This is a genomic window from Campylobacter sp. CNRCH_2014_0184h, assembly GCF_025772985.1.
Taxonomy (GTDB): Bacteria; Campylobacterota; Campylobacteria; order Campylobacterales; family Campylobacteraceae; genus Campylobacter_D.
Genome location: NZ_JAKMTB010000014.1, coordinates 1 through 14075 on the forward strand (window position 1 = coordinate 1; position 14075 = coordinate 14075).

16 protein-coding genes and 1 pseudogene are annotated in these 14075 nt (G+C 29.8%); 11 read left to right on the forward strand and 6 right to left on the reverse strand.

Annotated elements, in window-relative coordinates; all coding sequences use genetic code 11:
• From L8X36_RS07785 to L8X36_RS07795, 3 genes are all read right to left on the reverse strand, one after another.
• Positions 1 to 222, reverse strand: coding sequence for a ribbon-helix-helix protein, CopG family (locus L8X36_RS07785; protein WP_263664313.1), 222 nt, complete (start codon positions 220 to 222; stop codon positions 1 to 3).
• 10 nt (positions 223 to 232) lie between these two features.
• Positions 233 to 796: a bacteriohemerythrin gene (locus L8X36_RS07790; protein WP_263683295.1), complete on the reverse strand. Its 564-nt coding sequence runs from the start codon at positions 794 to 796 to the stop codon at positions 233 to 235.
• An 80-nt stretch (positions 797 to 876) separates the two neighbouring features.
• On the reverse strand, positions 877 to 1464 hold the full coding sequence (locus L8X36_RS07795; protein ID WP_263683296.1) for a bacteriohemerythrin: 588 nt from the start codon (positions 1462 to 1464) through the stop codon (positions 877 to 879).
• Between the two features lie 132 nt (positions 1465 to 1596).
• Here L8X36_RS07795 and L8X36_RS07800 point away from each other — a divergent pair, with 132 nt between their 5' ends.
• A complete protein-coding gene (locus L8X36_RS07800) occupies positions 1597 to 2262 on the forward strand; it encodes a response regulator transcription factor (protein WP_263664310.1) in 666 nt (221 codons plus the stop codon).
• A complete protein-coding gene (locus tag L8X36_RS07805; RefSeq protein ID WP_263683297.1) occupies positions 2225 to 3478 on the forward strand; it encodes a sensor histidine kinase in 1254 nt (417 codons plus the stop codon). The genes L8X36_RS07800 and L8X36_RS07805 overlap by 38 nt, the downstream gene beginning before the upstream one ends.
• Before the next feature lie 2 nt (positions 3479 to 3480).
• Here L8X36_RS07805 and L8X36_RS07810 read toward each other — a convergent pair whose 3' ends face one another.
• From L8X36_RS07810 to ribE, 3 genes are read right to left on the reverse strand one after another with little or no spacing between them, the layout of a single operon-like run.
• The gene (locus L8X36_RS07810; RefSeq protein WP_149062476.1) at positions 3481 to 3687 is read right to left on the reverse strand and encodes a hypothetical protein; all 207 of its coding nucleotides are present in this window, start codon (positions 3685 to 3687) and stop codon (positions 3481 to 3483) included.
• A gap of 1 nt (position 3688) precedes the next feature.
• Positions 3689 to 4357 (reverse strand): peptidoglycan editing factor PgeF, encoded by a 669-nt coding sequence (gene pgeF, locus L8X36_RS07815; protein WP_263683298.1) that lies wholly within the window; start codon positions 4355 to 4357, stop codon positions 3689 to 3691.
• Positions 4321 to 4929, reverse strand: coding sequence for a riboflavin synthase (ribE, locus tag L8X36_RS07820; protein WP_039618779.1), 609 nt, complete (start codon positions 4927 to 4929; stop codon positions 4321 to 4323). The genes pgeF and ribE overlap by 37 nt, the downstream gene beginning before the upstream one ends.
• A gap of 123 nt (positions 4930 to 5052) precedes the next feature.
• On the opposite strand from ribE, the gene mnmG reads away from it, so the two are divergent.
• The 9 genes and pseudogenes from mnmG to L8X36_RS07865 form a co-directional block, all read left to right on the forward strand.
• On the forward strand, positions 5053 to 6906 hold the full coding sequence (gene mnmG / locus L8X36_RS07825; RefSeq protein ID WP_263683299.1) for a tRNA uridine-5-carboxymethylaminomethyl(34) synthesis enzyme MnmG: 1854 nt from the start codon (positions 5053 to 5055) through the stop codon (positions 6904 to 6906).
• A gap of 162 nt (positions 6907 to 7068) precedes the next feature.
• Positions 7069 to 7572, forward strand: a complete 504-nt coding sequence (locus L8X36_RS07830; RefSeq protein WP_039618773.1) for a ubiquinol cytochrome c oxidoreductase, 2Fe-2S subunit — start codon at positions 7069 to 7071, stop codon at positions 7570 to 7572.
• 1 nt (position 7573) lies between these two features.
• The gene (locus L8X36_RS07835) at positions 7574 to 8818 is read left to right on the forward strand and encodes a ubiquinol cytochrome c oxidoreductase, cytochrome b subunit (protein WP_039668616.1); all 1245 of its coding nucleotides are present in this window, start codon (positions 7574 to 7576) and stop codon (positions 8816 to 8818) included.
• Positions 8819 to 8820: 2 nt separating this feature from the next.
• Positions 8821 to 9948 (forward strand): c-type cytochrome, encoded by a 1128-nt coding sequence (locus L8X36_RS07840; RefSeq protein WP_263683300.1) that lies wholly within the window; start codon positions 8821 to 8823, stop codon positions 9946 to 9948.
• Between the two features lie 173 nt (positions 9949 to 10121).
• Positions 10122 to 10907, forward strand: a complete 786-nt coding sequence (gene rpsB / locus L8X36_RS07845; RefSeq protein WP_012661799.1) for a 30S ribosomal protein S2 — start codon at positions 10122 to 10124, stop codon at positions 10905 to 10907.
• Positions 10907 to 11983 carry a translation elongation factor Ts gene (gene tsf / locus L8X36_RS07850; protein ID WP_263683301.1) on the forward strand — a complete coding sequence of 359 codons (1077 nt, stop codon included), beginning with the start codon at positions 10907 to 10909 and terminating at the stop codon, positions 11981 to 11983. The genes rpsB and tsf overlap by 1 nt, the downstream gene beginning before the upstream one ends.
• A gap of 2 nt (positions 11984 to 11985) precedes the next feature.
• Entirely contained in the window at positions 11986 to 12621 is a 636-nt protein-coding gene (locus L8X36_RS07855; RefSeq protein ID WP_263683302.1) for an ABC transporter ATP-binding protein, read from the forward strand.
• The gene (gene fliR / locus L8X36_RS07860) at positions 12608 to 13378 is read left to right on the forward strand and encodes a flagellar biosynthetic protein FliR (RefSeq protein WP_263683303.1); all 771 of its coding nucleotides are present in this window, start codon (positions 12608 to 12610) and stop codon (positions 13376 to 13378) included. The genes L8X36_RS07855 and fliR overlap by 14 nt, the downstream gene beginning before the upstream one ends.
• A gap of 59 nt (positions 13379 to 13437) precedes the next feature.
• Positions 13438 to 14075 (forward strand): annotated as a pseudogene (locus L8X36_RS07865) (hypothetical protein); the annotation flags it as partial.

A 14075-nucleotide genomic window follows, 5' to 3' on the forward strand; every position in this document is an offset into this window, starting at 1 on the left:
TTAGCATTTTAATTTTTTAATAACACTGTCTAATTTTTTACTATCTCCATCTTTTAAATCTTCTAAAGCCTCTATAGCAGGAACGAAATCTTCCATTTCATCAAGATAGTTTTCTAAAGCATTGCGTAAAATTTCAGCCTTTTTCTTTTTAGAAAATTTTGCAGTTTGATTTAAGCGCTCGTAAAGTTCTTCTGAAAGAGTTAGAGTGTATCTTTTATTCATTGTCTAGCCTTTATTTTGGTCTTATTGCTTCTTGGCAAGCTTTACATTTATAATTTGTGTTAGTTGTTTGTATTTTTTGATGAATTTCATAAGGAACTTTATGAATTTTATCTGCGCAAGAACAAATGTATTCATAAAATTCTTGCAATTCTCCTAAGTTTGTTTTTTTGTCTTTTTTACTAAGTTGGGCTTGGTGCCATTTTTCTATTTTCATATCTTCTCTTAAAATATGCTCTAAAAGCCATTTGGATGCAATTATATTAAGTTTTTCTTTTAAATCATTAGTGCTTTTTATATTTTGAATTAAATCTATCATGGATTGTATGATACTTTTATGAATTTTTTGATGATTAGCAAGTTCAGGATAGCCTATTTTTGCCATATATTTTTCTTCTTCAGCAAAATGTTCTTTCATGTAATTGAAAAAATCCGCAAGTAAAAATTTAATCTGTCCTTTATGAATAGGCTTATCTGAAATCATCTCAACATTGGCAGCAAGTTCAAAAAGTTTTTGGTGTTGCCTGTCGATTTCTTCATTGTGAATACTATATTTGTCACACCATTTTGGTAACATACTAAAACCCCTTGTTTGGTTTATGGGAGAGTTCTTGATACATTATAATTTACAATATTTTAAATTATGATTAATTTTTATTAAATTTCAGTTTTTTCTTTGCATAAAATTAAATTAGCAGAGCATTTTTTACATTTAAATTGTACTTTAGAATATTGCATTTTTAAATGAATATCATAAGGGACTTTGTGAGTTTTTCCTTCACATTGACATTGATATAAGAAATTTTTTATTTTTGGTTTTTCTTCTTCAAAGCTATCTGAAGAATTTTTTATTTGCGTACTTTGTTTCCAATACTCTATCATCATATCATGCTGAATGATATGTTCTATAAGCCATGAATTAACCACTATGTATAATTTTTCTTTTAAATCATTGGTGCTTTTTATGCTTTGTATGAGTTTTATCATAGATTTTGTGATTTGTTTATGCATGAGTTTATGTTGGTTTAAGTAAGGATAATTAATTTCAGCCATGTAGTTTTCTTCATCTTGAAAATGAATTTTAATATAGTGAAAAAATTCAGCAACTATCTTTTTAAGTTCTACTTGATAAATTGGTCTATCTGAAATTTCTTCAACTCTAGCAGCAAGTTCAAAAAGTTTTTTATGTTGTTCATCAATTTTTTCATTATTAATGCTATATTTTTTATCCCATTCAGGTAACATAAAAATCCTAACAGTATAAATTATAAAATAGTTAATATTTTATAAATATTTTGCTTTAATTCTACTAAATTCACACTCAATTTACACAAAAAAAATATAATGTTTTAAGAAAATATGATAAAAAGGTTAAAAATGGCTACACAAATTCTTTTGTTAGAAGATGATATTAATTTAGGAGAAATTGTTAGTGAATTTTTAGAAGAAGAAGGTTTTATGGTTACTTTAGTCGATAATGCTCAAGATGCGCAAGATAAAGCTTATGAGAAAAATTTTGATTTATGGATTTTAGATGTAAAAGTTCCACAAGGTGATGGTTTTAGCGTGCTTAAAAATTTAAGAGAAGCTGGCAAATATACTCCAGCTATTTTTATGACTTCATTGAATACTACTATGGATTTACAAAAAGGTTTTGAAAGCGGTTGTGATGATTATATTAAAAAGCCTTTTGAATTGCAGGAGTTAAAAATAAGAATTAATGCTATTTTAAAGCGTTCTTTTGCTCATAAAAATGAAGATTATGAAGACTTGGGAAATGGTTTTAAATTTGCTTTTATTTCACAAACTTTATATCAAGACGATAAACCTTTAACCCTGCCTTTAAAAGAATTAAAGCTTTTATCTTTGCTTTTAAAAAATAAAGGTAAATTTATAGATACTGCTTACATTTTTGAAGAAATTTGGGAGTATGATCAAGAGCCAAGTGAGCTTAGCTTAAGAGCTTATGTAAAAAATTTACGAAAAATTTTAGGCAAAGATAGTATTGTCAACCAAAGAGGAAGAGGGTATTGTTATGTATGAAGCCAAGCGCGTTGCGTGGCAAATTCTTTCTTTGTATTTAGTGAGTATAGGAAGTGTTCTTATAGTGCTTTTTGGCGTATGGTATGCAAAGTTAATAGAAGAATTAATAGCTGAACATAGCATAAAATTAAGACAAGAACATCGTTTTGTAATTTTACAAATGGAAAAGTTACGTTTTGAGCCTATAGAAAAAGGTGCTAGAAAAATTGCTCAAATTTCTAATATAAAATTTGCAATATTTGATAGAACAAAAGTTTATTTTTCTAATCTTGACTTGCCTGCTCAAACAACATTTTTTAAACTTAATAACGCAAATATTTATAATAATAACACTCTAATTTATGTGGCTGATGTGAATTTAAATAATTTATTGCTTGCAAATACTCAAGGACAAGATGCTTTGGAGGTCTTAGGTGATGTTAATCGTTTGAGGGTTTTAGTGCAAGGTGATGATATCTCCAAAGAACTTGGATTTATAAGATTTAAAGTAGCTTTGGCTATGGTTTTTTCTTTGATTTTTGTAAGTATAATGGCTTATTTTATACTAAAATTTGCACTCAAGCCTTTAGAAATGAGAATAAGATTTTTAAATAATTTTATAAAAGATACCACTCATGAGATTAATACTCCAATTAGTGCGATATTAATGAGTGTAGAAGGTTTAGAAAGAAAAAAGAATTTTGAAGAAGTTAAAGCTTTAAAGCGTGTAAAAATAGCTGCTTTGACTTTGAGTCATTTGTATTCAGATTTAACTTTTTTAAATTTTTCTCAAGTTTATGAGGCTAAAAAGGATTGGATATTTTTAAAAGATTTGATTAAAGAAAGAATGGAGTATTTTAAGATATTTTTGGAGCAAAAAAATATCAACCTAGAGCTTAGCTTGGAAGATGGTGGAAAAATTTATGCCAATAAAGAACAGTTTTTTAAAATGTTTGATAACCTTGTTAATAATGCTATAAAATATAATGTAAAAAATGGACATATCAAAATAATGCTTTTGGAGCAAAGACTTATAATAGAAGATAGTGGCTGTGGTATAGCAAAGGAAAATTTGGCCAACATTTTTGAGCGTTATTCGAGATTTAATGAAAATCAAGGTGGTTTTGGTATAGGGCTTTCTTTAGTGGATAAAATTTGTAAAGATCATAACATTAACATAAAAGTAGAAAGTGAGCTAAATAAAGGAACAAAATTTATTTTAACTTGGAAAAATTAAAATTATTTATTGCTCATTTTAGCCTTTTCTTTGGCATTTATAAGTGTTGTGATAAATTCATTTAAATTTTTAGTATCGTTTTGATTTAGAGTTTGTGAGGTATGATTTAGCATTTGAGTGATTAAAACTTCGTTGCTTAAGTCATTATCACCAAATTCTCTAGCCTTTTGTAAAATTTTTAAAGCAAGCAAATTTTTTACTTCATACATTTTAATCCTTTAAATAAATCACGCTAACAATGCGCTTTGGAGTTTGATTTTTTCTATAAGAAAAAAATCTCTCATCATCAAAGGTGCAAAGATTGATATCAAAAATATCACTAACACCTAATTCTTTTGCTTGAAATTTAACTAATGCTTTTAAATCAAGCTTGTTTTTATGTAAAAAATGTGCAAAATTTTCTTTGCTGTGGTTTAAAACCTCGCCATTAATTTCATAATTTTTAGCACAAATTCCTGCTGAAATGACGAGTTTTAAATTCTTGGTTTGAGTGTTAAAACTTTCTTGCATTTTCAAAACAGCTTCTTTTAAGATGTTTTCAAAACAACCTTTTCTACCCGAATGTAAAGCTGCTACGGCTTTATTTTCATCATCATATAAAAGTAAAGGTAAGCAATCAGCGCTTAAAATACACAAAGCTATATTTTTTTCATTGCTAATCATCCCATCGGCGTTAAAATGAAAATTTTTATTATAATGAGTGATGATATTAGAATGAATTTGATTTAAAAATACACACTTTTTTATAGAATTTTCCCGAGGAAAAATATTATCATGAATTTTTGCTCTAAAAATATTATAATCTTGATCAAAGGCTACAAAAGCTTTTGCGAAATCATTTTCTAATAAAGTGATGTTATCTTGTCTATTTGTTGCCATGAAATTTCTTTTTTATAATTTAATTGTCTGTGTATGTATCTTGCTAAAAGATCACTTTCTATATTGACGCGTCTTCCTATGGTATAGTTTTTAAACAAGGTTTCATTAAAGGTTATAGGAATGATAGTTAAACGAATACCATCTTTTAAAACTTCATTGATAGTCAAGCTCACTCCATCTATGGCTACACTTGCTTTATTTGCCATATAAATTTGTATATCATCAGGACATTTAATATAAAAATCAACCCCGTTTTCTTTTTTAGAAATATTAGTAATTTCACCTATACCATCAATATGTCCTTGCATTAAATGTCCATCTATTCTATCGCCATAAGCTAGTGCAGGTTCAATATGTACATAATCTTTTAAATTTTCAATAGCTATGTGAGTTCTTGTTTCATAAGAAAGTTCAAGGTTAAAACCATCATCAAAAAGTTTTGTTACGCTCAAACACGCACCATTAACTGCTATGCTATCGCCTAGTTTTGGTTTGTAGTTTGCTTTTAATCTTAAAGTGTTGTTTTGATATGATTTGACAAAGGCTAATTCGCGGATTAATCCATTAAACATTCAATACCTTTAATTTTTACGAGATTTTATCTAAAACTTTTAAATTTCAAAAAGTATTTTTAGTGTTTTATTTTAAAAAATATTATATAATTTTTGCCTTTTTTATAAAAATGAGGTCAAAATATGTATGATATAATCGTAATAGGTGGCGGGCATGCTGGAGTTGAAGCTAGTGCTACTGCTGCTAGAATGGGTAAAAAAACTTTACTTTTAACTACTTTAATCGAGCAAATTGGTGCTGCAAGTTGTAATCCTGCTATAGGTGGTTTAGCAAAAGGACATTTGGTAAAAGAGCTTGATGCTATGGGTGGACTTATGGGGCAAATTACCGATGAGGCTGGAATTCAATTTAGAATTTTAAATGAAAGCAAAGGTGTTGCAGTGCGCGGAAGTAGAGCACAAATTGATATGGATGCTTATAGAATTTGTGCTAGAAATATGCTTTTAAAACTTGAAAATTTAGAAATCTCTCAAGAGCAAGCTTTGTCTTTGATTGTTGAAAATGATGAGCTTAAGGGGGTTAAAACTAATTTAGAAAATACATATTTTGCTAAAAAAATCATACTTACAACAGGAACTTTTTTAAATGGACTTATCCATATAGGTGAAACCAAACTTCAAGCAGGTAGGGTAGGCGAGCTTGCATCTGTAAATTTGGGAGATTACTTAAAACAAAGTGGTTTAAAAGTAGGAAGATTAAAAACAGGAACTTGCCCAAGGGTTGATGCTAAAAGTATCGATTTTAGTGTTTTAGAAATTCAACCTGGAGATGAAAATCCTAAAGCTTTTAGCTTTAAAACAAAAAATTTCAAGCCCAATCAACTTCCATGTTATATAGCAAGAACAAATTTAAAAACACATGAGATTATAAAAAGTAATTTTTACCGTGCTCCGCTTTTTACAGGGCAAATTGAAGGTATAGGGCCAAGATATTGTCCTTCTATAGAAGATAAGATTAATCGTTTTGGTGATAAAGAAAGTCATCATTTATTTATAGAACCACAAACTAAAGATGCGACTGAATATTATATCAACGGCTTTTCTACCTCGCTTCCTTATGAAGTGCAAATTGCAATGCTAAGAAGTATAAAAGGTTTTGAAAATGCTAAAATCACGCGTTTTGGCTATGCTATAGAGTATGATTATATAGACCCAACAGAACTAAAACATACTTTAGAAACCAAAAAGATTAAAAATTTATATTGTGCTGGGCAAATTAATGGAACCACTGGTTATGAGGAAGCTGCTGCGCAAGGTTTTATGGCAGGAGTGAATGCGGTTTTAGCAATTGATGAAAAAGATCCTTTTGTGTTAAGGCGTGATGAGGCTTATATAGGGGTGTTGATTGATGATTTAGTGATGAAAGGCACTAAAGAGCCTTATAGAATGTTTACTTCAAGAGCTGAGTATAGACTGCTTTTAAGAGAAGAAAATGCCATTTTAAGACTTGGAGAATATGGATATAATTTTAAACTTTTAAGTCAAGAAGATTATGCATATATTGAAAATATAAAACAAAATGTTGATAAAGGACTTGAGTTTTTACTTCAAACTACATGGACACCAAGTAAGCAAAATAATGAATTTTTACAAAGCATTGAAGAGGAAAAGATCACTTCAATAGTGAGTTTACAAAAAATTGTTGCAAGAGCTAGTTTTAATATAGAAAAATTAAAAGCTTTAGATGAAATGTTTAAAAATATGGACGAGTATTCTTTAAATGAAATTTTAAATGAAGCAAAGTATTATCATTATATTGCAATGCAAAAAGCACAAATTGAAAAAATGAAAAATTTAAATGATTTGAAAATCCCTGAAAATTTTGACTTTAAAAGTGTGAGTGGATTGAGTAATGAAGTAGTAGAAAAACTGCAAAAATTTAATCCACCAACTATTTTTGCTGCTTCGCAAATTAGCGGTATTACTCCTGCTGCTTTGGATATTTTACATATTTATATCAAAATGAAAAAACAATAGATAATAAATTTATCTATTGTTATGATTAAAACAAACATTTATTTTTGTTTTTAAATAAATATCCATATATCTTAAATCAAGCTTTTTATACCAAAGAAAAAATTTATCATTTTTTAGATAAACTGCTAAGTTTTACAAAAAAATCAAAACAAAGGAAGTAAAATGGCTACATCTGAAAGTAGACGAAGCTTTATGGGCTTTGCCTTTGGAACGGTAGCTGCTGTGGGTGGTGCTTTTTCATTAGTTGCAATGAAAAAAACATGGGATCCACTCCCAAGTGTAAAAGCAGCAGGTATTACTACTGTAGATCTTTCTGGCATGAAAGAGGGCGAGCTTAGAACAATTGAATGGCGTAAGAAGCCTATATTTATCTTAAAAAAAGATGCAGATATGGCAAAAGATAGCAATAGAGATGTTGTTGTGGGTGATGTTGCTTATACTGTAGTTATTGGTCTTTGTACGCATTTAGGCTGTATTCCAGCTTACGCTCCAAGCGAAAAATTATTTAAGTGTGCTTGCCATGGTGGTGAATTTGACACCAGTGGTAAAAATGTATTTGGTCCTCCTCCAAGACCTTTGGACATTCCTCCTTTTAGAATTGATGGAACAAAATTAGTATTAGGCGAAGAAGGTCCAGAATATAAAAAAATGATCGCGGAGGCTTAATATGGCACAGATAAAAAAAGCAAATGGTATTGTAGATTGGCTTGATCAAAGATTAGCTGTAAATAAGCTTTTTAATGTTTTAATGGCTCAATATTGGATACCAAAACAAATTAACTTCTTATGGGCAATGGGTGTTATTTTAACTACTCTTTTTGCTATTTTATTTATTTCAGGTTTATTTTTAGTAATGTATTACAAGCCAGATGTAGCTTTGGCTTTTGATAGTGTAAATAAAACTATCATGCAAGAAGTGGAGTATGGGTGGCTTTGGCGTCATATGCACGGTGTGGCTGCTTCGGTTGTATTTTTAATCATATATATCCATATGTTAACAGGAATTTATTATGGCTCTTATAAAAGAGGCCGCGAAATGATTTGGATTAGTGGTATGCTTTTATTTGTTGTATTTTCAGCAGAAGCATTTAGTGGATATATGTTACCTTGGGGGCAAATGAGTTTTTGGGCTGCTCAAGTTATTACTCAGCTTTTTGGTGGAATTCCTTTTATAGGTGATGCGTTGGTTATTTGGATAAGAGGAGATTTTGCAGTTTCAGATCCAACTTTAACTAGATTTTTTATGTTACATGTATGTTTATTGCCTATTGTGATTTTAGCAATTATTGCATTCCACTTTTATTCTTTAAGAATTCCTCATGTTAATAATGAAATTTCAGAAGAGATTGATTTTGATTTAGAAGCTGAAAAATATTTAGCAGGTGATACAAAAGGTTCTAAAGTTATTCCTTTTTGGCCAGGATTTTTAGCTAAAGATTTTATGTATATTGCGCTATTTATGATTTTCTTCTTTTACTTGGTATGTTTTAAATTCAATTTTGCAATGGATCCAATCAACTTTGACCCAGCAAATTCTTTAAAAACACCTCCTCATATTTATCCTGAATGGTATTTCTTATGGAGTTATGAAGTTTTAAGAGGATTTTTCTTTGATGTTGGAAGCATTAAAGCTTTTGATATAGGACTTGCAGCATTTGGTATAGCACAAATTATTTTCTTCTTATTACCTTGGCTTGATAGAAGTGATGTTGTAAAACCAGCACATGAAAGACCAATGTTTTTTGTATGGTTTTGGGTATTATTGATAGATTTAATTGTACTAACAGTTTATGGAAAACTTCCTCCAACAGGAATTAATGCTTGGATAGGATTTTATGCTTCTATGGTATTTTTACTATTATTGCTAGTAGTCTTGCCAATTATTACTATCATGGAAAGAAAAAGGGGCTAATAATGAGAGAATTAAAAATATTTTTTGTAGTTGTCTTTTTCACAGGTTTAGTTTATTGGGGGGTTGAGCCTTACGCGCATTCAGTGATGAATCCTCCTTCAACTCCAGTTAATTTTGACTTTGCAAAAGCTGATGCAGAATTTACCAAAGGTGAAGTTGCTTTAAAAGAAAAAGCAGCAGTGGATGCTAATGCTTCAGGAAGTGAAAAAGCTATAGCTAATGCTCAAAAAGCATTAGAACTTGCAAAAAGCCAAGAAGAAGCTACTAAGCAATTGTGGGAAAAAATCGCAAAAATCGATTTTAGCAAAGGTAATGCACAAAAAGGAAAAGAACTTTTTGAAGGAAATTGTATTGCATGTCATGGTGTGAAAGCTGTCGGAATTCCTGCTACTATTACAGATTCTTCTTTGGGTGTAACACCTCCTGATTTAAGTGATGCGGGTGCTATCTATGATGAGAAATTTTTAGCAGCATTGATTGTTGATCCAGTTAAAGCTTTACAAATTTCACATAAATTCAATGATGAAAATCCATTCTTAATGCCTGCTTATCCTTTAAGTGGCGATGAAGCACAAGATAATCAAGATTTAGCAGACTTAATTGCATTCTTTAAAAATACAGCTAGTGAATATGAAAAAGAATTTGATGCAAAATTAAAAGCTGATTTAGAAGAAAAATATGCTAAAAATCAAGAGCTTTCAGAGCAAGCAAAAACAGCTTTAATTGCAAAAGAATTTGATTTTGCTAAAAACAAACATACATTTGAAAATGCTTGTGGAAGATGCCATGATGTAAAATATGATGGCTTTGTTTCAAGCTCAAATATGAGTGATTTAAAAAATTATCTTGGTATGACACCTCCAGATTTATCTATGATGATTCGTTCTAAAGGTGCACATTATCTTGAAATCTTCATCAATGAACCTCAAAAGAAAATTCATGGAACTGCTATGCCAAGAGTTGGTTTGAATGAAAAAGCACAAACTCAAGTTATTAATTATCTTGAAAAAGTTGGTGATAGTAAAAAAGAAGAAAGAGAGCAAACAGGAATTTATATCATGATATTCTTTGCTATCTTAAGTATTTTTGCTATAGGCTGGAAAAGATCAGTTTGGTCTAAACTACACTAATTTACCCAAAGAACGCCTTGTGGCGTTCTTTTTCTTCAATAATAAGCTAAATATAAAATAAAATTTGATATAATATTCTTTCATTTCACACGCATTAATTTCCTTATTAGGTTGCTTATGGGTTAAAGAATGCGGAGGAATAAACCTAATTATTTTATTTCAAGGAGAATTTCATGGTAAGCATGAGAGATTTATTAGAGTGTGGTGTACACTTTGGACACCAAACAAGAAGATGGAATCCAAAAATGAAAAAATTTATTTTTGGAGAAAGAAAAGGTATCTATGTAATTGATTTACAAAAAACACTTAGATATTTTAGATATACATATAACATCGTTCGCGATGCTGCTGCAGAAGGTAAAACAATTTTATTTGTTGGCACTAAAAAACAAGCTGGTGGAGCGATTAAAGAATATGCTGAAAAATGCGGTATGCCTTATGTAAATCATAGATGGCTTGGTGGTATGATGACTAACTTTGGAACTATCCGCCAATCGATTAGAAAATTAGAAGTTATAGAAAAAATGGAAGAAGATGGAAGCATTAAGCTTTTAACTAAAAAAGAAGCTTTAATGCTTACTAGAAAAAAAGAAAAATTACTAGCATATCTTGGTGGTATTAGATATATGAAAACCCAACCTGATATGATTTTTGTTATCGATACTGTTAAAGAAAAAATTGCAGTACAAGAAGCTAATAGATTAAAAATCCCTGTGGTTGCTCCACTAGATACAAACTGCGATCCTGACTTAGTAGATTTCCCAATTCCAGGAAATGATGATGCGATTCGTTCAGTTCAACTTTTCTGCCAAGAAATGGCTGAAGCAATCAACGAAGGTAAAGCTTTAAGAGAGCAAGATGGTGAAGCAAATGAAGAACAACCAATCTCTGAAGAAGAAAAAAAAGAAGTTTTAGAAGAAGCTATGAGTGAAGAAGATTTTGAAGGAGATAAAGAATAATGGCTGAAATCACTGCACAAATGGTAAAAGAACTGCGCGAAAGTACTGGCGCAGGTATGATGGATTGTAAAAATGCTTTAAAAGATACAGATGGTGATTTTGAAAAAGCAGTACAACTTTTAAGAGAAAAAGGACTTGGAAAAGCTGATAAAAAAGCCGATCGTTTAGCTGCTGAAGGTTTGGTAAGTGTAAAAGTAAGCGATGATTTAAAATGCGCAACTGTAAGTGAAATCAATTCAGAAACTGATTTCGTTGCTAAAAATGAACAATTTATTGCTTTAACAAAAGATACAACAGCACATATTCAAGCTAAAAGCCTTCAAAATGTTGAGCAGTTACATTCAAGTGAGATTAATGGTGTTAAATTTGAAGAATATTTAAAAAATCAAATTGCAACTATAGGTGAAAATTTAGTTGTAAGAAGATTTGCTACTGTAAAAGCTGGAGCTAGTGGAGCGGTAAATGGTTATGTTCATTCTAATGGACGCGTGGGTGTTATTATTGCTGCAGCTTGTGATAGTGAAGCTACGGCTAATAAGTGTGGAGAATTTTTAAAACACCTTTGTATGCATATTGCTGCAATGAAACCAAATTATCTATCTTATGAAGAGCTTGATATGGATTTTGTAGAAAATGAATATAAAGCTTTAGTTGCAGAGTTGGAAAAAGAAAATGAAGAAAGAAGAAGATTAAAAGATCCTAATAAGCCAGAGCTTAAAATTCCAAAATTTGCAAGTAGAAAGCAATTAACTCAAGAGATAATCCAAGAAGCTGAAGAAGCTATTAAAGCTGAACTTCAAGCACAAGGAAAACCAGAAAAAATTTGGCCTAACATTATCCCAGGTAAACTAAATAGCTTTATAGCGGATAATTCTCAGCTTGATGGTAGACTTACCCTAATGGGACAGTTTTATGCGATGGATGATAAAAAAACTGTCGAGCAAGTAATTGCAGAAAAAGAAAAAGAATTTGGTGGAACTATTAAAATAGTAGAATTTATTCGTTTTGAAGTGGGTGAAGGTCTAGAAAAGAAAACTGAAGATTTTGCTGCTGAAGTTGCTGCGCAAATTGGTTAAAAATGGAACTTTTAAAAGCGGAAAATTTAAGCCATAGTTTTGATATTCCGCTTTTTGAAAATTTAAATTTTACTTTAAATACAAAAGATTGTATTGCAATATGTGGAAGTAGTGGGTGTGGCAAATCTACTCTTTTACATATTTTATCTACCTTGTTAAAACCTCAATCAGGGAAAGTTTTTTATAATAATCAGGATTTGTATTCCTTAAACGATGAAGCTTTATTAGAAATTCGTAGAAAAGATTTTGGGATTATTTTTCAAATGCATTATTTATTTAAAGGTTTTTTAGCTTTTGAAAATATAGAGCTTGCAAGTATTTTGAGTAGGCAAAATATCGATTATGAGTTATTAAAAAAACTTGATATTGTTGATTTAATGAATCAAAAGATCACAAAATTAAGTGGTGGACAGCAGCAACGAGTAAGTATAGCTAGAGTTTTAAGTAAAAGACCAAAAATCATTTTTGCTGATGAGGCTACTGGTAATTTAGATTTTAAAAATGCTTTAAATGTGTTAGATATTTTGATTGGTTATGTCAAAGAAAATAATGCAGCTTTAGTTTTTGTGACTCACGATCAAGAACTTGCTAAAAAATGTGATAGGATTTATCATTTAAGTAATTATGGAATTTGTTAAATATTTAGGCGATGAAAATGTTGTAATTTTCATGCTTTTATTTGCCAGAATGAGTGGATTAATAGTATTTTTCCCTTTTTTTTCTCACAATAGTATACCTTTGGTAGTAAAAACAACTTTAGCTTTATTTTTAACAATGTTTTTATATCCTTTGGCAAAACTTGAAAATAATACACCTGATTCTTTTTTTATTTTGTATCTTTTAAGTGAAGTGCTTTTTGGGATGGTTGCAGGTTTAATTTTACAAATGATTTTCGCCATTTTACAAATGGCAGGTGAGCAAATTTCTTTTACCATGGGTTTTTCTATGGCTAGTATTTTAGATCCAGCTACAGGTGCTAATACTCCAGTAATTTCTCAAGTTTTAAATTTGCTTGCATTGTTGGTTTTTTTAGCATTTGATGGTCATCATTTGGTATTGCTTTTTATAGCTAGTTCGTTAGATTATATTAGTTTGGGTGGATTTTATCCGCATGAGAATTTAATGCTTTATTTGAATAAAGCTATGGTAAATATCTTTGTGCTCGGTTTTTCTATGGCTTTTCCTATTTTAGCAATATCTTTATTATCAGATGTTATTTTTGGTATGCTTATGAAAACTATGCCACAATTTAATCTTTTAGTGGTAGGTTATCCTATCAAGATATTTTTATCTTTTGCAGTGCTTATTGCTATTTTACTCATCATGATGCAGTATTTTAAAAATTTAATGTTAAAAAGTTTTGAGCATATGGAGTTATTGTTTTTCAATATATAAGCAATAAATAATTAAAAATGTTTTAAAATAATACATTTCTTTAACTTGGGAGATGACAGATGAAGGTTGTGCTGATAAATTCTAATGTAGCTGTTTCAAAATTAATTAGCTTGGGGGTTCAAAAACTAGGTTATGAATTTGAAGAGCTTGCAAATGCTGAAGAACTTGAAGACTTTTATGATATTATCATCATAGATCATGATATTGAAGCTAATTTAGATGAATTGAAAAGTAAATGTAATAGATTGATTTATTTATTGCCTAGAAACCAAGAGCAAGTAGAAGGCGTAGAGTGTTTATATAAGCCTTTTTTACCGACTGATTTTATAGAACTTTTGGGTAATGAAAAAACTTTAAGTGAAAGTAAGGATAGTACTTTAGAAGAAGATGAATTGAGTTTTGATGAGGATGTTTTAATTGATAAAGATATACCTTTAGATGGAAATGAACTTTTGGCTGGTATTGATTTGTCTGAGCATGAAGAAAGTTTAAGTGAAGATGATTTAAATCTGCAAGAAGATTTTTTTGAAGAAAATTTAGATAATTCATTAGAAGCTGAAGATAAATCTAAATTATCAAATGAAGCTGATATTGACAAGGAATTAGATGATAAGTTAACATTAGTAGATGAACAACATGAAGAAAATATAGAAGAAAATATAGAAGAAAATATAGAAGAAAATATAGAAGAAAATAT

Bases quoted from the DNA above. Each gene is read 5' to 3' on its own strand.
- L8X36_RS07840 (WP_263683300.1), top strand. From the start codon at position 8,821: ATGAGAGAATTAAAAATATTTTTTGTAGTTGTCTTTTTCACAGGTTTA.
- tsf (WP_263683301.1), top strand. From the start codon at position 10,907: ATGGCTGAAATCACTGCACAAATGGTAAAAGAACTGCGCGAAAGTACT.
- ribE (WP_039618779.1), bottom strand. From the start codon at position 4,929: ATGTTTAATGGATTAATCCGCGAATTAGCCTTTGTCAAATCATATCAA.
- L8X36_RS07835 (WP_039668616.1), top strand. From the start codon at position 7,574: ATGGCACAGATAAAAAAAGCAAATGGTATTGTAGATTGGCTTGATCAA.
- fliR (WP_263683303.1), top strand. From the start codon at position 12,608: ATGGAATTTGTTAAATATTTAGGCGATGAAAATGTTGTAATTTTCATG.
- rpsB (WP_012661799.1), top strand. From the start codon at position 10,122: ATGGTAAGCATGAGAGATTTATTAGAGTGTGGTGTACACTTTGGACAC.
- L8X36_RS07795 (WP_263683296.1), bottom strand. From the start codon at position 1,464: ATGTTACCTGAATGGGATAAAAAATATAGCATTAATAATGAAAAAATT.
- L8X36_RS07790 (WP_263683295.1), bottom strand. From the start codon at position 796: ATGTTACCAAAATGGTGTGACAAATATAGTATTCACAATGAAGAAATC.
- L8X36_RS07800 (WP_263664310.1), top strand. From the start codon at position 1,597: ATGGCTACACAAATTCTTTTGTTAGAAGATGATATTAATTTAGGAGAA.
- pgeF (WP_263683298.1), bottom strand. From the start codon at position 4,357: ATGGCAACAAATAGACAAGATAACATCACTTTATTAGAAAATGATTTC.
- L8X36_RS07785 (WP_263664313.1), bottom strand. From the start codon at position 222: ATGAATAAAAGATACACTCTAACTCTTTCAGAAGAACTTTACGAGCGC.
- mnmG (WP_263683299.1), top strand. From the start codon at position 5,053: ATGTATGATATAATCGTAATAGGTGGCGGGCATGCTGGAGTTGAAGCT.
- L8X36_RS07830 (WP_039618773.1), top strand. From the start codon at position 7,069: ATGGCTACATCTGAAAGTAGACGAAGCTTTATGGGCTTTGCCTTTGGA.
- L8X36_RS07810 (WP_149062476.1), bottom strand. From the start codon at position 3,687: ATGTATGAAGTAAAAAATTTGCTTGCTTTAAAAATTTTACAAAAGGCT.
- L8X36_RS07855 (WP_263683302.1), top strand. From the start codon at position 11,986: ATGGAACTTTTAAAAGCGGAAAATTTAAGCCATAGTTTTGATATTCCG.